We start from the raw sequence: 23,390 nt of genomic DNA on the forward strand, positions 1-23,390 counted from the left end.
TAAAGATTATGAAAAAAATTTTGCAAAATTTTTGGACGACAACATTAGCACCAAGTAATTGGCAAAAACAGCTCAATACACGAATTGGTTTTTTTTGGTGGTTGATTATTTTGTTTACCATGAAAACAATTTTGGCGTACGGTGCTGATTTTGAATGGTTGCATGTTCAAGATCCATTACAAGTATTCTTGATGTTAGCCAATCCGATTGGCTTTACGGTTTTAATATTTAGTTTGGCACTATTTATTCGCCCAAAAGTGCTATATTATGGCGCATTAATTCTTATCGATTTAATTTTAACGATGTTACTTTACTTGAATGTCGTTTATTTTCGTGAATTTTCGGACTTCATGTCTGTCAATACTATTTTGGGGTATAGTGCAGTCAATCAAGGTTCAAAAGTCGCTGGTTCGATTGCTCTTGGGGTCCATGATATTTTATTTTGGTTAGATATCATCATTATTTTGGTATTGTTTGTCATACGTAAAATTCGTTTCTCGGATAAGCATGTACCCAAACTGGTCCCACTAGCAATGACGAGTTTAGGATTATTCATTTGTGCTGTGAATCTTCTTTTGGCAGATATAGATCGACCACAATTATTGACCCGCCAATTTGATCGAGAATATATGGTGAAGTATTTGGGAATTGGACCATTTACCATTTATGATGGGATTAACACCTACAAAACGAACCAGATTCGTAAAAGCGCTACACCCGAGGAGCTTCAATCGGTTAAAGAATATGTAAAAGAACATCATGCGGATGCTAATGCTAAGTATTATGGGATTGCTAAGAATAAAAATGTGATTGTGATACATTTGGAGAGTTTTCAACAGTTTGTCATTGGTAAAAAAATTAATGGTCAACAAATCACACCGTTTTTAAATAGTTTAGTTAACGAACAGGGGACGATTAGTTTTGATAACTTTTTCCATCAAGTTGGACAGGGGAAAACTTCTGATGCTGAAAACATGTTAGAAACGTCAACATTTGGTTTACCACAAGGCTCGTTGTTTTCAAAAATTGGTGAAAATCAGACATTTCAAGCGATGCCCGCAATTTTAAATCAGCGGTCTGGGTATTCAAGCGCAGTTTTCCATGGTAATAACGGTACTTTTTATCAGCGAAATGTTGTTTACAAACGCATGGGGTACCAGAACTTTATTGACAGTTCTTACTTTGACATTAGTGGTGTTAAAGCAACTGGCTGGGGACTTAAGGATAAATTGTTGTTTAACGATTCTGTACCCTATCTTGAGAAGTTGCAACAACCGTTTTATGCAAAGTTCTTAACGGTTACCAACCATACGCCGTATAATTTAGATAAGATTGATCGCGACCCTAATTTTCAAACAACGAACTCTGGATCTAAGTTAGTTGATAATTATTTCTTAACGAATCATTATTTGGATCAATCATTAAAAGAATTCTTTACGTATTTGAAGAAATCGGGATTGTATAAGAATTCGATGGTGGTTATGTACGGGGATCATTATGGTATCTCTAATACAGATAATAAGTACCTTGCAGGTGTCTTAGGTAAAAATTCAAATGAATGGACGGATCTTGACAATACTAACTTACAACGCGTACCCTTCATTGTTCATATTCCCAACTATAAGGGCGGACATGTCAACCATACCTATGGCGGGGAGATAGATGTTGCGCCTACTGTTGAACATTTATTGGGTATTAGTACACAGCGTTACATGCAATTAGGGCAAGATCTGCTAAGTGATCAGCATCAACAACTTGTAGCTTTTCGAAATAAAGATTTTATTACACCAGATTTAGCTGTTATTTCCGGTAAAATATGGAATACTAAGACTGGTCAGGTTGTTGATGGATCTGACGAAAAGACGGCAAAGCGCGTTGCTAAATTACAAAAACAAGTGAATCAAAAATTAGCAATTTCTGATAATTTAAACCAGAAAAACTTATTACGCTTTTATACACCAGAGGGCTTTAAAGCCGTTCAAAGCGATAAGTATGATTACGCTCAGCAAACAACTTTGAATCGTTTGAATCGAATTAATAAATCATTAGGAAGCAAGTCGACGAGTGTTTTTTCTAAGAATGGTAATCGCTCAACACTGTCCCAGTACGTCACAGATGCACCTGAGGCAGAAGATGAAGAGGGCGACACAACAAGAATTAAACCACGAAACCCTGATGATTGGAGTGCAGAGTAACACTAAGATAGATTAAAGTAAAAAATATATCGGAGGTTGAACATGTCTGATACGCTACATGTAGCGAGTGATTCAAAGACACATATTTTGGACGCGGCAACAACTTTATTTTTGAAAAATGGGTATGAACAAACAACAACTCGGGAAATAGCGCGTGCGTTAGGGATGACGCAACCAGCGCTATATCATCATTTCCATGATAAAGAAGTATTATTTGTTGAAGTCATGCAACAAGTGGGGCAATCTATTCGTACAGAATTAGAGAATATTTTAAAACGACAATATAATGAGCCCATCGATCAACTTGTTGCGATGACACTTGTTATTCGGACGCAGCATCCACGTGATGTGTTTACATTAATTCATGGTAGCTTTGGGGCGTTGTCATCTTCTGGTCAGCAGAGTCTTGGTCGAATATTCGGCCGGGATTATGTCGGACCCATTGCGCGTTTCTTTGCTCAACCGGCTGTTCATTTGCGTGAGCATGTGGATCCTAAGATGGCGAGTTCTTTCTATATCACAAGCTTGGCACCGATATTTGGTGATTTTCATGCTTTAAATGCACAGCAAGATATTCAAACAAGAGTGCAAGAATTAGTTGATTTAATCTTACATGGTGTTGTCCAGTAGGTCCTTGATTTTTTTACAAAATAGCGTATACTATAACATAGTAATACTGCGAATAAATACGAAAATCATGATCTATTGTCCATGAATTTCATCATAGTTGAGGCAAACGTTGTCTGCGGAAACAGCGACGATTGCTTTTTTTGTGCCTATACCTTATCTTTTTAAGGGGTATTTTTGATTTTGTAATCAAATTGTAATGTACAGAACGCAGTGAAAAACAAACGAGGTGATAAATGTGGCAGGACATTTAGTAAAGTATGGTAAGCACCGTACGCGTCGTTCATATGCTCGAATTAAAGAAGTCTTAGATGTGCCGAATTTGATTGAAATTCAAACGGCATCTTATAAGTGGTTCCTTGATGAAGGTATTAAAGAAATGTTTGGCGATATCATGCCAATTGATGATTTCCAAGGTACTTTGTCTTTGGAATATGTCGATTATAAATTGATGGAACCAAAGTATACAATTGAAGAAGCGCGTGAGCATGATGCGAACTACTCAGCACCACTACATGTGACATTACGTTTGACTAACCACGAAACTGGTGAAATCAAGAGTCAAGATGTGTTCTTTGGTGAGTTCCCATTGATGACAGACCAAGGAACATTCATTATCAATGGTGCGGAACGTGTTATCGTTTCTCAATTGGTACGTTCACCTGGTATTTATTACAATCAAGAAACTGACAAGAATGGTCGTCCTCATTTTGGTACCACAGTGATTCCTAACCGTGGCGCTTGGTTAGAATACGAAACGGATGCTAAAGGTATTGCCAACGTTCGTATCGATCGTACACGTAAACTCTTGATGACGGAGCTTGTTCGTGCATTAGGATTTGGTTCTGATTCAGACATTTTAGAAATTTTCTCTGACCAATATGATGCTTTGAACATGACTCTGGAAAAAGACGTTCACAAAGATATGTCGGATTCACGTGTTGAAGAGTCATTGAAGGACATTTACGAGCGTCTACGTCCGGGAGAACCTAAAACAGCAGATTCTTCACGTGCGTTACTTGTTGCGCGTTTCTTTGATCCACGTCGTTATGACTTGGCCAATGTGGGACGTTATAAGATTAATAAGAAGTTGTCGCTCAAGACACGCTTGCTTGGACAGACATTAGCCGAAACATTGGCTGACCCTGATTCAGGCGAGATTATTGCTGAAAAGGGAACTGTTGTAGACAAGACAGTCATGTCTGAATTAGCACCATTCCTTGAACGTGAAGATTTCAAGACGACAACATATACACCATCAGGGGATGCTGTTTTGCAAGAACCAGTTATCCTACAAAAAATTAAGATTGAATCACCTGAAGATCCAGAAAAAGCACTAGTGTTAATCGGCAATGGTCATATTGAAGCAGCTAACCGTACAGTGCGTCCTGCAGATATATTAGCAGGTATGAATTATTTCTTGAACTTGCAAGAAGGCATCGGTTCAGTTGATGATATTGACCACCTTGGAAACCGTCGTATTCGTTCAGTCGGCGAATTACTACAAAACCAATTCCGTATTGGTTTGACACGTATGGAACGTGTTGTGCGTGAACGTATGTCAATCCAAGATGCTAATACTGTAACACCACAACAATTGATTAACATTCGTCCAGTTGTGGCTGCAGTTAAGGAATTCTTTGGTTCATCACAGCTATCACAGTTCATGGATCAAACTAACCCATTGGGTGAATTGAACCATAAGCGTCGTTTGTCTGCATTGGGACCTGGTGGTTTGACACGTGATCGTGCTGGTGTTGAAGTGCGAGATGTGCACTATACGCATTACGGTCGTATCGATCCAATTGAAACGCCAGAAGGTCCTAACATCGGGTTGATTAACTCGTTGGCCACTTATGCACGTATTAATAAGTATGGCTTTGTTGAGACACCTTACCGTCGTGTTGATTGGACAACCCATAATGTTACCGACAAAATTGATTATTTGACAGCTGATGAGGAAGATAACTTTATCGTGGCGCAAGCTAACTCACCTTTGAACGATGATGGTAGTTTTGTTAACGATACAGTTATGGCACGTTTCGGTGAAGAAAACATCGAAACACCCGTTGATAAAATTGACTACATGGACGTGAGTCCTAAACAGGTTGTTTCTGTTGGAACTGCTGCGATTCCGTTCTTGGAAAACGATGATTCTAACCGTGCCTTGATGGGTGCCAACATGCAACGACAGGCTGTGCCGTTGTTAGACCCACATTCACCATTAGTGGGAACAGGTATTGAATATAAGGCAGCTCACGATGCTGGTGTTGCTTTGATTTCCCGTGCCGCCGGTGAAGTGGAATATGTTGATGGTCGTCAAATCCGTATTCGTCGTGAAGATGGCCAACTTGATACGTATGAATTAATGAAGTTCCGCCGTTCTAACGGTGGTAAAAACTATAACCAAAAGCCAATTGTTAAAGTTGGTGAACACATTGATGATGATCAAGTTATTGCTGATGGCCCATCAATGGAATTAGGCGAACTTGCTCTGGGACAAAACCCATTGATTGCCTTTATGACTTGGCAAGGTTATAACTTCGAAGATGCCATTGTTTTGAATGAACGCTTAGTTCGTGAAGACGTTTATACATCAATTCATATTGAAGAATATGATTCAGAGGCGCGTGATACAAAACTTGGCCCTGAAGAAATGACACGTGAAATTCCTAACACTGGTGAGGAACAACTGCGTGACTTAGACGAGAATGGTATTATCCGCATTGGTGCCGAAGTCCATGATGGCGACATTTTGGTTGGTAAAGTAACACCTAAGGGTGTTACAGAACTTTCTGCTGAAGAGCGTCTTTTGCATGCAATCTTCGGTGAAAAGGCACGTGAAGTACGTGATACTTCATTACGTGTCCCACACGGTGGTGGTGGTGTTGTCCAAAACGTTCGTATTTATACGCCTGAAAACGGTGATGAATTAGCACCTGGTGTTAACATGATGGTTCGTGTTTATATCGCCCAGAAACGTAAGATCCAAGTTGGTGATAAGATGGCTGGACGTCACGGTAACAAGGGTACAGTTTCAGTTGTTGTACCTGAAGAAGATATGCCGTATATGCCTGATGGAACACCAATTGATATCTTGTTGAGTCCCATGGGTGTGCCATCACGTATGAACATTGGGCAGGTCTTAGAATTACATTTGGGATTTGCTGCACGTAATTTGGGTATCCATGTTGCTTCACCAGTCTTTGATGGTGCAACAGATGATGAAATTGAAGATGCTTTGCGTGAAGCAGGACTACCAGTTGATGGTAAATCTGTTGTCTATGATGGCCGTAGCGGTGATGCCTTTGACAAGCGAGTTGCTGTCGGTGTTATGCACTATATGAAGTTGGCCCACATGGTTGATGATAAGATTCATGCACGTTCAATCGGTCCTTACTCACTTGTTACGCAACAGCCATTAGGTGGTAAAGCACAGTTCGGTGGACAGCGTTTTGGTGAAATGGAAGTTTGGGCGCTGGAAGCTTATGGTGCTGCCTACACATTGCAAGAAATTTTGACTTATAAGTCTGATGATGTTGCTGGTCGTGTTAAGGTCTATGAATCAATCGTTAAGGGTGATTCAATTCCTCGACCTGGTGTTCCTGAATCATTCCGTGTTCTTGTGAAAGAATTACAAGCACTTGGTTTGGATATGCGTGTTCTAGATGTTGCCGGTGATGAAGTTGAATTACGTCAAATGGATGAAGATGATTCAATTTTGCCAGTTGATGCTTTGGAAAAGTTAGCACGTACACATCCAGATCTTTTGAATCAAGAAGATGACGAAGTTAAAGTTGCGTTTGCCAAAGTAGAGTCTGACGAAGACACTACTGAAACAGAATAAGTGAAGAAAGGTAACAGCAAATAGATGGCTATCGATGTTAATAAGTTCGAAAGTATGCAAATCGGTTTGGCTTCTCCTGATAAGATCCGTTCATGGTCTTATGGTGAAGTAAAGAAGCCAGAAACGATTAATTATCGAACACTTAAGCCTGAAAAAGATGGTTTGTTCGATGAGCGTATTTTTGGACCTACAAAAGATTATGAATGTGCTTGTGGAAAATATAAGCGAATTCGTTACAAAGGTATCGTTTGTGACCGCTGTGGTGTAGAAGTTACATCATCAAAGGTACGCCGTGAGCGTATGGCCCACATCGAATTGGCTGCCCCAGTTACACATATTTGGTATTTCAAGGGAATTCCTTCACGTATGGGACTAGTGCTTGATATGAGCCCACGTTCATTGGAAGAAATTATTTACTTTGCCTCATATGTTGTTATTGAGCCAGGAGATGCACCAGTTGAAAAGAAGCAACTATTAACTGAGCGCGAATACCGTCAATTAAAGGTACAATACGGTGCTGATTTCGTAGCGGGCATGGGTGCTGAAGCAATTAAAGCTTTGTTAGCTGATGTTGATTTACAGTCTGAAGCGGATAATTTGAAGCACGAATTGCAAGAAGCCACAGGACAAAAACGAGTACGTGCTGTACGTCGTTTGGATATTGTTGAAGCATTCTTAACATCTGAAAATAAACCACAGTGGATGGTTATGGATGTTGTACCAGTTATCCCACCTGACTTGCGTCCGATGGTTCAATTAGAAGGTGGTCGCTTCGCTACATCTGATTTGAATGATTTATACCGTCGTGTAATTAACCGTAACAATCGTCTGAAGCGTTTGTTAGATTTGAATGCACCTGGTATTATCGTTCAAAACGAAAAGCGTATGTTACAGGAAGCTGTCGATGCATTAATCGACAACGGTCGTCGTGGACGCCCTGTTGCTGGTCCTGGAAATCGACCATTAAAGTCACTTTCACATATGCTGAAGGGTAAGCAAGGCCGTTTCCGTCAAAACCTGTTGGGTAAGCGTGTTGATTATTCTGGTCGTTCAGTTATTGATGTTGGACCATTCTTAAAGATGAACCAAATGGGCCTACCACGCCCAATGGCATTAGAACTTTTCCGACCATTCATTATGCGCGAATTAACAAAGCGTAACTTGGCCGGTAATGTTAAATCAGCTAAGCGTAAGATTGATCGTCAAGATAATGATGTTATGGATGTTTTGGAAGATGTCATTAAAGAACATCCAGTTCTTTTGAACCGAGCACCTACGCTACATCGTTTGGGAATTCAGGCTTTTGAGCCAGTGTTGGTTTCAGGTAAGGCAATGCGTTTGCATCCTTTGGTAACTGAAGCTTATAACGCTGATTTTGATGGCGATCAGATGGCCATTCACGTACCACTTTCTGATGAAGCACAAGCAGAAGCACGTTTGTTAATGCTTGCCGCTGGGCACATTTTGGCACCTAAGGATGGAAAGCCAATTGTTGCGCCATCACAGGATATGGTGATTGGTAACTATTACCTAACGACTGAAGAAGCTGGTCGTGAAGGTGAAGGTATGATTTTCAGTAGTGTTGCAGAAGCACGCATTGCTTATGAAAATAAGATTGTGCATTATCATACACGTATTGGAATTCAAACATCGACATTCCCTGACGAAAAACCATTTACTGATGAACAACGCCAGAAGATTATGATTACATCTGTTGGTAAATTGTTGTTTAACGAAATTTTGCCAGTAGACTTCCCTTATATTAATGAACCATCTGAAGATAACTTTAAGGGTATCAGTGATGAATTCTTTATTAACTTTGGTGAAGATATTCATGATCATTTGGCACATGAAGAAATTGTACGTCCCTTTAAGAAGGGATTCTTATCTGATATTATTGCCGAAGTTTATAAGCGTTATAAAGTAACAGAAACATCATTACTTTTGGATCGCATGAAGGACTTGGGTTATGATAAATCAACACAATCTGGATTGACGGTTGCCATGACAGATGTTATTGAATTAAAAGATAAGCCAGCAATTTTGGAAGATGCCCATAAGCAAGTTGCGACAGTAACAAAGCAGTTCCGTCGTGGTTTGATTACAGATTCTGAACGTTATCAACGTGTGACAGAAATTTGGACCAAGGCCAAGGATATTATTCAAGATCGTTTGATTGAATCCTTCGATGTGACTAATCCAATCTATATGATGCAGGATTCAGGTGCGCGTGGTAACATTTCTAACTTCGTTCAGTTAGCCGGTATGCGTGGTTTGATGGCTGGACCTGGTGGTAAAATTATTGAATTGCCAGTTACTGCTAACTTCCGTGACGGCTTGACTGTGATGGAAATGTTTATTTCTACCCACGGTGCCCGTAAGGGAATGTCAGATACGGCTTTGAAGACAGCCAACTCTGGTTACTTGACACGTCGTTTGGTCGATGTTGCGCAAGATGTTATTGTGCGTGAGTACGATAATGATACTGATCGTGGACTAGAAGTTTCAGCAATCATGGATGGCAACTCTGTTGTTGAACCGTTATATGATCGTATTTTGGGTCGTTATGCAATGAAGTCGGTATTTGATCCTGAAACTGGTGAAAAGATTATTTCAAAGAATGAAATGATTAGTGAAGATATCGCCAAGAAGATTATTGCTGCTGGTATTGATAAGGTAACGATTCGTTCCGTCTTTACATCAACAACAGAACACGGTGTTTCAGTCTTGGATTATGGTCGTAATTTGGCGACTGGAGAAGATGTTGAAGTTGGTGAAGCAGTTGGTACAGTTGCTGCCCAATCAATTGGTGAACCTGGTACGCAGTTGACAATGCGTAACTTCCACACGGGTGGTGTTGCTGGTGGAAACGATATTACGCAAGGTTTGCCACGTGTGCAGGAAATTGTTGAAGCACGTATTCCTAAGGGACGTGCTGAAATTTCTGAAGTTACTGGAATCATTGCTTCTATCGAAGAGAATCCAGCTGAACGCACAAAGATCGTAACAGTTGAAGGTGAAACAGATACACGTTCTTATACATTGCCACTTTCTGCACGTATGCGTGTTGGAGAAGGTGATGAAATTCAACGTGGTCAAACACTTAATGAAGGACCTATCGATCCTAAGGAATTGTTAGCTGTTACTGATACATTGACAACTGAGAGCTACATGTTGACTGAAATCCAAAAGGTTTATCGTTTGCAGGGTATCGAAGTGTCAGATAAACATATTGAAGTCATGATTCGTCAGATGATGCGTAAAGTACGCGTTATGGATCCTGGGGAAACACCTTTGCTTCCTGGTACATTGATGGATATTGCAGACTTTAAGCGCGCTAATGAACCTGCATTGTTTGCTGGCAAGGTGCCTGCTACAGCTCGTCCAGTTTTGTTAGGTATCACTAAGGCTGCGCTTGAAACCAATTCATTCTTGTCAGCTGCATCATTCCAAGAAACAACACGTGTCTTGACTGATGCTGCTATTCGCGGTAAGAATGATCCGTTGGTTGGTTTGAAGGAAAACGTTATTATCGGTAAGATTATTCCAGCTGGTACTGGTATGGCTGAATATCGTAAGATAAAAACAAAGGTTGTTGGCGACACTATTGAGAGTGACGACAACGAAGTTGAAGAAAATATTCAAACATTAGATGAAGTTGCACGAACATTTAATGACAAGCATTAAAAAAAGCCGCTACGTTAAGTAGTGGCTTTTTTATTATGCTAATAAATCGTTAACAAATTTTTTGAGTTGTGCCTCATCCGTTTTATCAGGGATGAGATTAATTTTAACATTTTGTGCAGCCTTGTTTGCTTTCGCATTGGACAATGCTGTATCAAATTTATCTACAGCAACACAATAATCATCTTCATAGAACAAATCACCTGAACCAGCAACGCCATACTTTGTTCCTGATAAATCAATAAATTCTAAATCATCGTAGAAATCTAATCCTTCATCAGGTAATGAGCCATTATCATAAGTGTACGGTACGACAACCGCAATATCTTGATTTTGTAAATCTTCAACTTCAGTTTGAGATATTTCTGATTTAGTAACCATAACATCATGTGATTTTAATTGGTCAATAATAATATCTGCAACAGCTTCATTATTACCAGTAATCGTTGCATAAACAACAATAGCATTCATAGTTTATATCCTTAATCATGAGCTTATTTATTTTACAAATTCTATCATACAATACTCAATTCAAATAATCATGGAAAATGTGTTAAATATTTTAGCACATTTTTAACTGTTGTAATGTATCATTTTCAAGTTAATTATTTAACAAAAAAATTAACAAAAAGACCAGAACCTTTATATTTGAGGATAGAAAAAAAATAGGCGTTATAATAACCGTAGTTTGATTGATATGATATATGTCATCAATAACATAAATGAAAAGGGGTAGTATTAGTGTCTGAAATCGGGGTAAAAGTTATTGCAGATCCAATCAATGTAGCAGTGGTTAAGCGGGATGGTCGGCGTGTCACATTTGACTATCATAAAATATTGGTTGCTTTAAATAAGGCGAATCAAAAGATTCAGGGGGAGGGCAACGCAAGCGACGAAGCAGCACTTGAAGATGTCATGCTTGATGTTGTAGAAGAAGTTAAAAAGCGGTTTACAGACGATGTTAAAATTTATGAAATTCAAAACATTGTTGAACAATCATTGCTGGCACATCACTTTTTTGATTTAGCCGAGGAATATATTAACTATCGTGCGCGCCGTGATTTTGAACGGAGTCAAGCAACCGATGTTAATGTTAGAGTTCAACGCCTGATTAATAAAGACAGTGCAGTTGTGAATGAGAATGCCAATAAGGATAGTCATATTTTCAATACACAACGAGATTTAACAGCTGGAGCGGTTGCTAGAGCTATTGGGTTGAAAATGTTACCACCCAAGGTGGCTAACGCTGATATGAAGGGTGAGATTCACTGGCATGATTTAGATTATCAACCTTATAGTCCAATGACAAATTGCTGTTTAATTGATTTTAAGGAAATGCTAACGAATGGTTTTACAATCGGTAATGCTGAAGTAGAAACACCAAAATCAATTCAAACGGCAACTGCTCAGATGGTTCAAATTATTTCAAACGTAACATCAAGTCAGTATGGCGGCTGTTCTTCAGATCGTACTGACGAAGTGTTGGCGCCTTTTGCAGAAAAAAATTATCAAAAGCATCTTACCGAGTCTAAGCAATGGATTAGTGATGCTGAACAACAAATTGATTATGCCAAGCAACAAACAAAAAAAGACATCTATGATGCCATGCAAGCGTTGGAGTATGAAATTAACACATTATACTCATCACAAGGACAAACGCCTTTTACTACTGTTGGATTTGGTTTAGGAACGAGCTGGATTGAACGTGAGATACAGAAAGCTATTTTACAAATTCGAATAGAAGGTTTGGGAAAAGAAAAGCGTACAGCAATCTTCCCTAAATTAGTCTTTACAATTAAAAAGGGGTTAAACTTCGCGCCAGGAGAACCTAATTATGATATCAAATCATTAGCTGTTGATTGTGCAACTAAACGTATGTATCCTGATATCTTAATGTATGACAAAATTGTTGAATTAACAGGTAGTTTTAAAGCACCAATGGGATGTCGTTCATTCTTACAGGGTTGGCATGATGAAAATGGTAAAGAAGTGAATGCAGGACGGATGAACCTTGGCGTTGTCACGGTTAATTTGCCAAGAATCGCTTTGGAAGCCAATGGTGATACGGAAAAATTCTGGAAAATTCTAGAAGAAAGACTAGATATATGCCGAGAAGCATTGGTCTTTAAGGTTAATCGTGTTAAAGATGCGACGCCTGAGAATGCACCTATTTTGTATCAGTTTGGTGCCTTTGGAAAACGATTGGAAAAAGATCAGAGTGTTGATGAGTTGTTCAAAAATAAGCGAGCAACAGTTTCCTTAGGATATATTGGATTATATGAGGTTGGTGCTGCTTTCTATGGCCCCGATTGGGAACACAATGCAGAAGCCAAAGCATTTACTGTTAATATCGTGAAAAATCTTTGGGAACACTGTAACGACTGGGGTAATGAGTATGGTTATCATTTCAGCGTTTATGGTACACCAAGTGAAAGTTTGACAGATACTTTCTGCCGTTTAGATGCTGAGAAATTTGGATTAGTACCCAATATTACAGATAAAGATTATTATACAAATAGTTTCCATTATGATATTCGCAAGCCAGTGACACCTTTTGAAAAATTAGACTTTGAAAAAGATTACCCTAAGTATTGTTCCGGTGGCTTTATTCATTATTGTGAGTATCCAAATTTGAAACAGAATCCAAAAGCATTGGAAGCTGTTTGGGATTATGCTTATGATAAAATTGGTTATCTTGGTACAAATACACCAATTGATCAGTGCTTCGAATGTGGTTTTAAGGGTGAATTTATGCCTACGGAACGTGGCTTTAAATGTCCAGATTGTGGTAACACAAATCCTGAAACTTGTGATGTTGTGAAGCGAACATGTGGCTATCTAGGCAATCCACAGAAACGCCCAATGATTCATGGTCGGCATAAGGAAATTGTCACACGTGTTAAGCATATGAGTTTAGGAAATGATGCCACAAGTGCAGCACGCCAAGGTTAGGAGACAATATGTCAGAAGAAATCGAGACTGCCACACCGCGTCAGCGACCTAAAAGAGTACGACAGCCTAAGAATCCTAAACCACAAGAATGGCTAGCAGAAGACTTGAGTATGGATTATGTGGCAAGTTATAAGCCGTTTAATTTTGTCGATGGAGAAGGCGTACGTTGTAGCCTCTATGTGAGTGGCTGTAAATTTAGCTGTCCAGGTTGTTATAACAAGGTTGCGCAAAACTTCCATTATGGACAACCTTATACACAGGAACTAGAAGATCAAATTATTCAAGATTTAAGTCAAAGTTATGTTCAGGGCTTGACGTTGCTTGGTGGCGAACCTTTTCTCAATACGAATGTTTGTATCGCGCTAGTTGATCGTATTCATCGCGAATTTGGTCACGATAAGGATATTTGGTCTTGGACGGGATATACTTGGGATGAATTACAAGTTGAGTCGGATGATAAGAAAGCGTTATTATCGAAGATTGATATTTTAGTTGATGGTCGTTTCCTATTAGCCAAAAAAGATCTTACTTTACAATTCCGCGGTAGTTCGAATCAACGCATTATTGATGTTCAAAAATCATTAGCTCAAGGTGAGGTTGTGATTTGGGATAAATTAGTACGCTAAATAAAAAACTTGCTGGGTCGTCAACGACACCAGCAAGTTTTTTATTGTAGAAAATGTTTAATGATGTGCATGTGGCATAGGATTATCTTGATTGGCAAAACGGTCACCAATGAACATAATCATTGAACCAATCACAATCACAATAATACCTAACCAGGTGGATAATGTAATTTTTTCATGTAGAATAAGCAGAGCTAAGATAGGTGCAAGAGCGGGTTTGATAAAGAATACCAACGAAGCTGTGGAAACATTAGATGTTTCCATAGCTAAGAAATAAAAGCCAAATCCACCAGCAGTTACACCAAGGCAAATATATAATAGTAAGAAAGCATTGCTTGAGGTAATACCTGAAAAATAAGGAATATTTGCGAATTCACTGAGTTTTGGATTTTGTAAGAGACCAGTTGCAATTGATTGGATATGAGAGATACCCATTAAGATGGCTAGTTCAATCGCACCAAATATGAATGTAAAGCTTGTCATGGTCAGACCATTGAAATGATGACGCATAGAACCCCAACGTGAAATAATAGAATATAAACCAAATGTCAATGCTGCTATAATCGATAAACTAAGCCCCAAAGGATCTGTTAAGTGTGTTGGATTTACAATAATTAGCAAACCGACAATTGATACAATGACCGCAATTAAATTTGATCGGCTCAACGTTTCTTTTAGAATAAGATATGAAAAGATAAGTGCAAAAATAGGATTGGCACTAAAAACAACCGCAACAGTTGAGGCTTTGTCCACTTCAACGGCAACTTGATAGAAGGACATGCTGACGACTACAGCAATGAGACCGGTGAATGCAAATAAACCCATATCTTTCAAATGAATGCGTTGATGCTCACGGCTAAGTGCATGAAGCGCAAAGGGGAGCAGTGCTATACCGCCTACTAAAAAGCGTAGAAAATTAAGCTGAATACCACTAAATGAACCACCGGCCATTTTTAAAGAAATTTCCATTGAGCTAAATAAAAATGTTGAAATGATGACATAGAGATAGGTTTTTTTCATAATGAGCGCTTTCCATATTTATGATATAATATTTTTTTATAAAAAACTAACTGATATAATTATAATTTATAAAAGGGGTTTGTCAAATGCAATCCATTGAAAAGCAAATACTACACCTCATTGATGTTGGAGAAGAAGTTGAAGCGAAGACTTTAGTGGATATCTATACTCAGCGTGATTACAATGAAATGACCATTAGAAATAATTTGTCCAAGTTAAAACAAGCTAAACAAATTACCAGTACCAAACGCGGATGGTATCGATTGGCACCAGCTGGGAAGCGTTGGTTATCTGATATTAATCATAAATATGCTAACTATAATCAAGTATTTACTGATGAGTGGACAATTGTCTTACTGCGCATTCCTGAAACAATGCGACGCTCAAAACAGATGTTTAAAAATAGCTTACTGGATTATGGTTTTGGTGCCTATACATCTTCTGTTTTGATTTCACCGTGGCCGTATCAAGAGGTAGTCCAACAATTAGCGATTGAAAATCAAGTGCAAGATCGAGTGAAAATTATTCGAACATCGTTACTTAACGCAACGTTATCCAAATCTGAAGCTTATGATGTTTGGCGTTTAAAAGATATCGTTGCTTTTTACGAAACGGAACTTGATTGGATTCGTCATCAGCGTCAAAATCTACCCCAACAAGAATTAGCATTACTCAATGTTTATTTAGATATCGGCATGCATATTAATGACACATTTTTACGAGATCCTATGTTACCAATTAGTTTATTACCTGATCATTGGATTGGCCGGCAGACAATGGACTTGTTAATTCAAACATATAATGAAATTGCGACATTATATCCCAAGCAATCAGAGTATGCTAGGCTAGTAGTACCTATGTTTTCATAATAATGATGCTTTAAAGGAGATATACTTATGATGCAACCCATTTTGGGCATTAGTCTTAATATTATTTTTATTTACTTTTCTTTTTGGACTATTCGGCCTATTAATTTTGAGAAAATAATGCCGTTTACACCGTTTCAGGCGGCTGTCTTAAAGGTTATTTTAGCCGTTATAATGGGCTATCTTTTAGCAAGCTTTTTCTTAACAATGTTCAATTGGATTACCAGTGTTCCTGACGTATTATTACGATAAAGCTAGCCAAGATTACCCCTAAGAAAATGAACAAAATATGATATAATCAAATAGGTTATGGCATTTTTTGCCACACGATAATTAAGTATAAATGTTAAAAGAGGAAACTATCATGGCAAAAGATATCGGCATAGATTTAGGAACTGCCAACGTCTTAATTTATGTTGAAGGTAAAGGGATTGTTTTAAATGAACCTTCTGTTGTTGCAGTAGATGATAAAACAGACCGTGTTTTATCAGTTGGTTCAGAAGCTTACCGTATGGTTGGTCGTACGCCAGGTAATATTCGTGCTGTTCGACCATTGAAAGATGGTGTAATCTCAGATTTCGATGTTACAGAAGCAATGCTAACTTACTTTGTGGACAAATTAAATGTTAAGGGTTTTATGTCAAAGCCTAATATTATGATTTGTGCGCCAACAAATATTACTGAAATTGAACGTAAAGCGATTATACAAGCAGCAGAAAAAGCTGGTGGTGCCAAAGTTTACCTAGAATATGAGCCTAAGGTTGCGGCAGTAGGTGCCGGACTGGATATCTTTAAGCCAATTGGATCTATGGTTATTGATATGGGTGGTGGTACTTCGGATATTGCAGTGTTGTCATTAGGCGATATTGTTGTTTCAGAGTCAATACGTGTCGCTGGAGATAAAATGAACTTTGATATTGTCGGTTATTTAAAGCGTCGACATAACTTGATTGTTGGTGAACGTACAGCAGAAACAATTAAGATTCAAATTGGCTCCGCTTTACCTGTTGATGAACCACTTACCATGGAAGTCCGTGGTCGTGATAATTTTGAAGGTATGCCAAAAACCATTACGATTAATTCTAATGAAGTTGAAGAAGCATTACATGATACCTTACAACAGATTGTCCGTGCAGCGCATTCTGTGTTATCTAAATTACCGCCAGAATTGGCTGCAGATATCATTGACCGTGGTATTATGTTGACCGGCGGTGGTGCCTTATTGCATGGAATGGATCAGTTATTGTCCGATGCATTAGAGGTACCAGTTGTCGTTTCAGATTCACCGTTAGATAATGTTGCTAAGGGTGCTGGCGCTTTGTTAGAACATATGAAAACACGTCGTCGAGGATTATAAAATGCGTAAAAAAAATCAAAATTTCAGCGTGGACCTAGTAGAGCAAGATCAACAGTTACAGGTTTTGGTTGATGGCGAAATGATTGGCTATATTGAAAAGTCTGCCCGTGGATTTAACGGTGTCTTTGGTAAGCAAACCGTCATTAATCAGGCTAAAAGCCAAGATCAAGCGTTGCAGGAAATTTTAGCAAGCTATAATTTGTACGCTTAATATTGGTATATCAAAAGTTTCCAGTGAGCGATTGTGATGAACAATCGCTTTATGCATAACGAGGGTGTAGCATGCAACAGTTTTCTAATCAGAAAAATAAAAAAGTAACTGAAAATGATTTGGATTGGGGCATTATTTTAGCACTATTGCTATTTATGATGATTGGTCTTAGTTCGTTATTTCAGGCAGCCATGCATATGCATGGCGCAACACTAGCCAGCGCACTCAGGCCAGTAGCTATTCAAGGTGTATTTTGGATTATTGGGGCTGTGTTGATTGTATTCTTGGTACGGTTTGATGCCACGCAACTATGGCGTTTAGCGCCCATTGCGTACGGTGTTGGTCTCTTCTTGTTAGTTGCAGTGCTCATTTTTTATAATCGATCAATGGCGGCATCTACAGGGGCCAAATCTTGGTTTGTCTTCGGACCACTATCATTTCAGCCATCTGAAGTGGTTAAGCCGGCATTTATTTTAATGTTGAGTCGGGTTGTTGTTGAGCACAATCGCGAGAAACCAGTGCATGAAACCCATTCTGATTGGCTCTTGTTAGGTAAGATGGCGCTTTGTTTCGCACCAATTGCTGTGTTAATTGCTTTACAAAATGATTTAGGCACGTTATTGGTATTTGCGGCAATATTTGGTGGGGTAGCACTTGTTTCTGGTGTTACTTGGCGTATTTTAGCACCTGTTATCGCAATTGCTACAACGTTTGGTATCACAGCTTTAGCATTGGTAACGTCCACCTTGGGACGTACTGTTTTGTCTAAATTTGGATTCCAGGCTTATCAATTTGCGCGTGTGGATTCTTGGTTGCATCCTGCCCAAGATACATCGAACACTGGTTATCAGACTTACCAAAGTTTAAAAGCTATTGGTTCCGGACAGATTTTTGGTAATGGTTGGGGAAATCTCAAAGTTTATGTACCAGTTCGTGAATCGGACATGATTTTTTCTGTCATTGGTGAGAGTTTTGGATTTATTGGCGGTACATTTTTAATTGTGCTTTATTTTGCCTTTATTGTCATGATGATTCAGGACACATTTAAGGCCCAGACTGCCTTTTATGCATATATTGCAACAGGTGTTGTTATGATGGTTTTGTTTCATGTCTTTGAAAATATTGGTATGAGTATTGGCCTTTTGCCACTGACAGGTATTCCGCTACCCTTCATTTCTCAAGGAGGGTCTTCACTGTTGGGAAATCTTATTGGTACAGGTCTAATATTGTCTATTGGTTATCAAAAACAATCGTCTGCATTTACTGAATCGACAGGATTTTCAATCTAATGTTATCATTTGAACAGGGAAGAACGAATTTAAGTCACTTACGACAAAAAGTGAAAAACGGGCAATTGTATCAGTCTCTTGGTAGTCAATTGCTTGCTTTGGCTGAAAATATGCCATATGTTCAGCAAGCTTCAGTTGTTGATACGCCACCACTGAGTACAGAAGCTGAAAAATTCATGCAAGAATATCAGAAATACTGGCATGCTTTAGAAAAAGAAACCCATGCTGAATATGTTGATTCTGAAATTAGTGATGAAAATTTATTGTTAGTTTTACAACAGCTAGCGCATCAATCACCACGTTATCGAGATGATGGGGCATTCACATTTTTGAGTAATGCAATTCAAGGAGAGTGGCTGACGCAACGTCAACTTAGCTGGATGGCAGAATTTCTAATATCTGATCATCAATTATTTGCACATATTTTTGAACCACACAATGATGCTGTTTATCGCCGATCGTTTAGTATTTTAGTATTATCTTTGTTATTACATTATCACTGGACAAAGCAAAAATTCTTGACGATAGAACAGCTTGATATGGTGGTTGATCAAGTTGCGCTATATGCTATATTGGAACGTGATGGCCGTGGTTTTATCAAAGACAACGGCTGGGCGCATGCTTTTAATCACATGAGCAGTATAATTACTGAGCTCTCTGCCATGCCTGAATTAGTCAGAGCAGATAAGTTATTTCTGTTGGCAACATTATTAACAGGTTATCGGGCATTAATGGAGCCGTTAGTTATGGGTGAAACGCAACGAATCATTGACGTTGCGATGCGATTGGCTAATCAGAGTGATGTGTATGCCGAGTATATTTTACTGAATCTGAAATTTTGGCGAAGAGATTTGGTATCATTGCAACCACCACGTGAAGAAAAAATGTGGCATACAATCTATAATCGAGCACGTTTTTTTGATAGCATAGTGTTGTATGGTGAAGACAATGTACCACAAAAAATTTGGGATTATGTCCTAAGTTCGCGTGATTTTTTGGTGTAACAATCAGCTGTAATGAGTTAAGAATGGAGAAATACTATGAAAAAACATGTTGCTTTAGTATTTGGTGGTAATTCATCAGAGCACGATGTGTCGAAGCGTTCGGCAGAGAATATTTATAATGCCATTATGGCAACTGGTAAATATGATGTCACTTTGTTTAGCATTGCGCAAAATGGCTATTTCTTAGATCCAGATGCTTCACGCCGTATTTTTGAGGGTGAAGATGAGCAAATGGTTGTAGATGAATTTATGGCTAAAGTTGATGAAAAAGATCCGCTAGCTAGAATTAAAGCCATTAGTCAAGCTGGACAGTTTGATATTTTCTTCCCAGTTGTACACGGTAATTTAGGTGAAGATGGGACATTACAGGGACTATTTAGATTGTTAAATAAGCCATTTGTTGGTGCACCACTAAGAGGGCATGCTGTTAGTTTTGATAAAGTATTAACAAAAGAGTTGTTAACAGTCAATGGTATTCGCAATACGAAATATATTGTTGTGAGTCCAGAAAGTGTTGATAATTGGCGTTGGTCAGATGTTAAAACACAACTAGGCGATATTGTTTTTGTTAAGGCAGCTAATCAGGGATCATCAGTTGGTATTTCTCGTGTTACAAATGAGCTAGAATATCAAAGAGCATTACAAGATTCTTTCCAATATGATTATAAAGTCTTGATTGAAGAAGCAGTGAAGGGACCTCGTGAACTTGAAGTTGGCGTGATAGGTAATGAAAAGCCTATTGTCTCAGTGATTGGTGCGCATACCGTACCAAACCAAGGGGACGGGGATGCTTGGTATGATTACAGCAATAAGTTTGTCGATAACTCATCTGTCTTATTTGAAATTCCAGCCAAACTAACGCCCGAAGTGACGCAAGAAGTAAAAGATATGGCCTTGAAAGCTTATCAGGTCTTAGATTTACGTGGTGAAGCACGTATGGATTTCTTGCTTGATGAGAATGGTATACCGTATCTTGGTGAACCCAATACACTACCAGGATTTACGAATATGTCTTTGTTCCCAAGATTATGGGATGATACCAACATGGATAATGCTCAACTTGTAGATGAATTAATTCAATTAGGATTTGCTGAGTTTGAACGAAATGCGCAATTAAGCTATGCTTTCGTCGCCTTAGGTGAAGAGAAGATTGGTAAATTTAATGCGTAAAAGCAAACAAAAAAGACGATCATCATGATCGTCTTTTTTTATGACTTAGAGTGAGATTAATGTGCACGAACAACCAAGACATCAATCTTTGAAGTACGTGTAACATATTCAGTAACTGATCCAATAACAAGTCGTTCAACAGCGTTTAATCCAGTAGCACCAATAACAATAAGATCTGCTTGTAGCTCATTTGGCACTTCTTTACCAATCAAAGTTTTAGGGGAACCATATTCAATCATGAAGTTTACATTAGCAACACCAGCATCTTGTGCTTGCTTCTTATAACCTTCAAGGCTCTTGCGTGTTTCGTCTGAAACGGCTTCAACCATTGTATCGTCAAAACTAGCAACGTTCTGGAATGCACGAGTATCAATAACATTTAAGATTGATAAATCACCTGCGGGACCAGCATCCTTAGTTAGTTCGATAGCACGTGCGAGGGCAGCTTCAGATTCCTTTGAGCCATCCATTGGTACTAAAATCTTGTGATAATTCGTTGGCATGATAACATCCTCCGTTTCTTTCTGTACCTTAAGTATAGCGCTTTCATGAAGAAAATAATAGTTTTTTGCAAAATATATATAAAAACCCACATCAGATGATGTGGGCTACGAGATAAACTCGGAACACTCAATTGGTACCGTTAAACACTTCGCAGATTTTCCTCGAAATTGTCGAGGTGGAAGATTCCAGCAGAATCGTCAAATGACCAAATGATAGGGCATATTTTCGGATTAGGTGTCCTCTTCCAATTAAAAGGTTGTAAGGAAAAAACTGATGGTGAAGTGAATCGTATACCTGAGGAATTCACTTATATTATATCGTGGAATACATGGAAAAAGTAGTCTTGACATTCATAAAATTAAGATAGTTCATTTTGTTGACGCTTTTTTAGATTTTCATTAATTTCTTTGAGCTGTAATTCAATTTTTGAATTACCTTTTGGCTGAAAATAAGTTTGAGAGCGTATTTCATCAGGTAAGTACTGTTGTGCAACCCAATCATTCTCATAATCATGTGGATATTTATAATCAACACCATGATTGAGAGCTACTGCGCCTTTGTAATGACTATCCTTAAGATGGACAGGGACATGGGTTGCTTTTCCCTTTTGGACATCTTCTAGTGCTTGATTAATGGCTAAATAAGCTGAGTTTGATTTTGGCGACAAAGATAATTCAACAATAGCATTTGCAATTGGAATCCGAGCTTCAGGGAGACCTAACATTTGTGCTGCTTGAATAGCTGAAATTGTATGCTGAGCAGCAGAGGGATTGGCTAATCCAATATCTTCGTAAGCAATGACTGCTAAACGGCGTATTAAAATATTCAAATCACCACTTTCAATTATCCTAGCGGCATAATGTAAAGCGGCATCAACATCTGAGCCACGAATAGATTTTTGTAGGGCACTAATAACATCGTAATGCGCATCGCCATCTTTATCGGCACTCAAAGCTTTTCTTTGCGTGACTTCTTCGATAGCAGATAAAGTGAGGTGAATCGTATCATCATTTTCAGGAGATGTTGACAGCACCGCTAATTCAAGCGCATTTAATGCACTACGAAGGTCACCGTTGGTGGCTTGGGTTAATTGCTTCATTGCTTGATCATCAATTGTTACAGCATAGTTACCTAAACCATTTTCTTTATCATTTAATGTACGTTGAATAGCCTGGTGTATATCATTTTCCGTTAAAGGATAAACTTGAAATATTTGTGTTCGTGAACGGATAGCAGGTGTGACATTGATATAGGGATTTTCTGTGGTTGCACCGATTAGAATAATATTGCCAGATTCCAAATGAGGCAGTAAAAAATCTTGTTTCGTTTTATCAAGACGATGAATTTCATCTAACAATAAAACAACAGACCCAGACATTTTGGCTTCTTCAGCAACAATTTGTAGGTCTTTTTTACTATCTGTAGCTGCATTTAAAACGCGAAAAGCATATTTGGAAGAACCTGCGATGGCACTAGCAATACTTGTTTTACCTGTACCTGGTGGACCATATAAAATCATTGAACTTAGACGATGTGCTTGCACCATGCGCCAAATAATTTTATTTTTGCCAACCAAATGTTGCTGACCGACGATATGTTCAATTTTTTTGGGACGCATACGATATGCTAAAGGCTCTTGTGTCATATTATGAAATGTAGATATTATCAATATTAACAGCATGATCTGATGCCAATAGAACAGCAATGGCATCATCATGTTGCGTTGCAGTAGGATGATCTGATAATAATGTAAAAGGATGATGGGTGGCGGTGGCTTGCTTAACAAATGTTGTAAAAGAGCTCTGTGCTAAGTTTTGATTAATCAAAACTTTGCCATCACTATGATTCTTGAGATAATTTAAGAATTCATTTTGGACATGTGTATCAGCAATTTGAGAGGCTTTTATTGCAATGAGCACTCGCTCTCTAAATGTTCCTAAGTATCGATTCTGTTCATCGGGATTAAGTTTAGGTGTACCAGTGGTTTTCTGGGATTGTTGTAGGCGATCATTAATGTCCATAACTACTCCTATAAAAA

At 38.5% G+C, this 23,390-nt stretch carries 18 protein-coding genes; 13 read left to right on the forward strand and 5 right to left on the reverse strand.

Annotated elements, in window-relative coordinates:
• The first annotated feature begins 8 nt into the window (after window positions 1-8).
• The 4 genes from C5L23_RS01535 (at window position 9) to rpoC (ending at window position 10,356) form a co-directional block, all read left to right on the forward strand.
• On the forward strand, window positions 9-2,195 hold the full coding sequence (locus C5L23_RS01535) for an LTA synthase family protein (protein WP_193617322.1): 2,187 nt from the start codon (window positions 9-11) through the stop codon (window positions 2,193-2,195).
• A gap of 42 nt (window positions 2,196-2,237) precedes the next feature.
• Window positions 2,238-2,825, forward strand: a complete 588-nt coding sequence (locus C5L23_RS01540; RefSeq protein ID WP_133264190.1) for a TetR/AcrR family transcriptional regulator — start codon at window positions 2,238-2,240, stop codon at window positions 2,823-2,825.
• Window positions 2,826-3,060: 235 nt separating this feature from the next.
• The gene (rpoB, locus tag C5L23_RS01545; protein WP_010008858.1) at window positions 3,061-6,669 is read left to right on the forward strand and encodes a DNA-directed RNA polymerase subunit beta; all 3,609 of its coding nucleotides are present in this window, start codon (window positions 3,061-3,063) and stop codon (window positions 6,667-6,669) included.
• A 24-nt stretch (window positions 6,670-6,693) separates the two neighbouring features.
• Window positions 6,694-10,356: a DNA-directed RNA polymerase subunit beta' gene (rpoC, locus tag C5L23_RS01550; RefSeq protein ID WP_010008856.1), complete on the forward strand. Its 3,663-nt coding sequence runs from the start codon at window positions 6,694-6,696 to the stop codon at window positions 10,354-10,356.
• Window positions 10,357-10,389: 33 nt separating this feature from the next.
• Here rpoC and C5L23_RS01555 read toward each other — a convergent pair whose 3' ends face one another.
• A complete protein-coding gene (locus C5L23_RS01555; RefSeq protein WP_010008853.1) occupies window positions 10,390-10,824 on the reverse strand; it encodes a flavodoxin domain-containing protein in 435 nt (144 codons plus the stop codon).
• Window positions 10,825-11,094: 270 nt separating this feature from the next.
• Between C5L23_RS01555 and nrdD the strand changes: the two genes are divergently transcribed.
• Window positions 11,095-13,305, forward strand: a complete 2,211-nt coding sequence (gene nrdD, locus C5L23_RS01560; protein WP_240034417.1) for an anaerobic ribonucleoside-triphosphate reductase — start codon at window positions 11,095-11,097, stop codon at window positions 13,303-13,305.
• A gap of 8 nt (window positions 13,306-13,313) precedes the next feature.
• Window positions 13,314-13,931 carry an anaerobic ribonucleoside-triphosphate reductase activating protein gene (nrdG, locus tag C5L23_RS01565; RefSeq protein ID WP_010008851.1) on the forward strand — a complete coding sequence of 206 codons (618 nt, stop codon included), beginning with the start codon at window positions 13,314-13,316 and terminating at the stop codon, window positions 13,929-13,931.
• Between the two features lie 57 nt (window positions 13,932-13,988).
• Here the strand turns inward: nrdG and C5L23_RS01570 are convergent, their stop codons facing one another.
• The gene (locus tag C5L23_RS01570; protein ID WP_010008850.1) at window positions 13,989-14,951 is read right to left on the reverse strand and encodes a DMT family transporter; all 963 of its coding nucleotides are present in this window, start codon (window positions 14,949-14,951) and stop codon (window positions 13,989-13,991) included.
• A gap of 86 nt (window positions 14,952-15,037) precedes the next feature.
• On the opposite strand from C5L23_RS01570, the gene C5L23_RS01575 reads away from it, so the two are divergent.
• The 7 genes from C5L23_RS01575 to C5L23_RS01605 all read left to right on the forward strand — a co-directional run bounded on the left by C5L23_RS01575 (window position 15,038) and on the right by C5L23_RS01605 (window position 20,848).
• Window positions 15,038-15,820 (forward strand): PaaX family transcriptional regulator C-terminal domain-containing protein, encoded by a 783-nt coding sequence (locus tag C5L23_RS01575; RefSeq protein ID WP_010008849.1) that lies wholly within the window; start codon window positions 15,038-15,040, stop codon window positions 15,818-15,820.
• Between the two features lie 27 nt (window positions 15,821-15,847).
• Window positions 15,848-16,069: a DUF1146 family protein gene (locus tag C5L23_RS01580; RefSeq protein WP_010008848.1), complete on the forward strand. Its 222-nt coding sequence runs from the start codon at window positions 15,848-15,850 to the stop codon at window positions 16,067-16,069.
• 112 nt (window positions 16,070-16,181) lie between these two features.
• Window positions 16,182-17,174 carry a rod shape-determining protein gene (gene mreB, locus C5L23_RS01585; RefSeq protein WP_010008847.1) on the forward strand — a complete coding sequence of 331 codons (993 nt, stop codon included), beginning with the start codon at window positions 16,182-16,184 and terminating at the stop codon, window positions 17,172-17,174.
• 1 nt (window position 17,175) lies between these two features.
• Entirely contained in the window at window positions 17,176-17,385 is a 210-nt protein-coding gene (locus C5L23_RS01590) for a DUF2969 family protein (protein ID WP_133264191.1), read from the forward strand.
• Window positions 17,386-17,456: 71 nt separating this feature from the next.
• Window positions 17,457-18,674, forward strand: coding sequence for an FtsW/RodA/SpoVE family cell cycle protein (locus tag C5L23_RS01595; RefSeq protein WP_133264192.1), 1,218 nt, complete (start codon window positions 17,457-17,459; stop codon window positions 18,672-18,674).
• Complete coding sequence (locus tag C5L23_RS01600; protein ID WP_010008843.1) at window positions 18,674-19,678, forward strand: DUF2785 domain-containing protein; 1,005 nt, start codon at window positions 18,674-18,676, stop codon at window positions 19,676-19,678. The genes C5L23_RS01595 and C5L23_RS01600 overlap by 1 nt, the downstream gene beginning before the upstream one ends.
• A 36-nt stretch (window positions 19,679-19,714) precedes the next feature.
• A complete protein-coding gene (locus C5L23_RS01605; protein WP_010008842.1) occupies window positions 19,715-20,848 on the forward strand; it encodes a D-alanine--D-alanine ligase family protein in 1,134 nt (377 codons plus the stop codon).
• A gap of 56 nt (window positions 20,849-20,904) precedes the next feature.
• Here C5L23_RS01605 and C5L23_RS01610 read toward each other — a convergent pair whose 3' ends face one another.
• The 3 genes from C5L23_RS01610 to C5L23_RS01620 form a co-directional block, all read right to left on the reverse strand.
• A complete protein-coding gene (locus C5L23_RS01610) occupies window positions 20,905-21,351 on the reverse strand; it encodes a universal stress protein (protein WP_010008841.1) in 447 nt (148 codons plus the stop codon).
• 359 nt (window positions 21,352-21,710) lie between these two features.
• Complete coding sequence (locus C5L23_RS01615; RefSeq protein ID WP_010008839.1) at window positions 21,711-22,997, reverse strand: replication-associated recombination protein A; 1,287 nt, start codon at window positions 22,995-22,997, stop codon at window positions 21,711-21,713.
• Between the two features lies 1 nt (window position 22,998).
• Window positions 22,999-23,373 carry a YueI family protein gene (locus C5L23_RS01620; RefSeq protein ID WP_010008838.1) on the reverse strand — a complete coding sequence of 125 codons (375 nt, stop codon included), beginning with the start codon at window positions 23,371-23,373 and terminating at the stop codon, window positions 22,999-23,001.
• Between the last annotated feature and the right edge of the window lie 17 nt (window positions 23,374-23,390).

It is taken from the genome of Leuconostoc fallax (genome assembly GCF_004354645.1).
GTDB lineage: Bacteria > Bacillota > Bacilli > Lactobacillales > Lactobacillaceae > Leuconostoc_B > Leuconostoc_B fallax.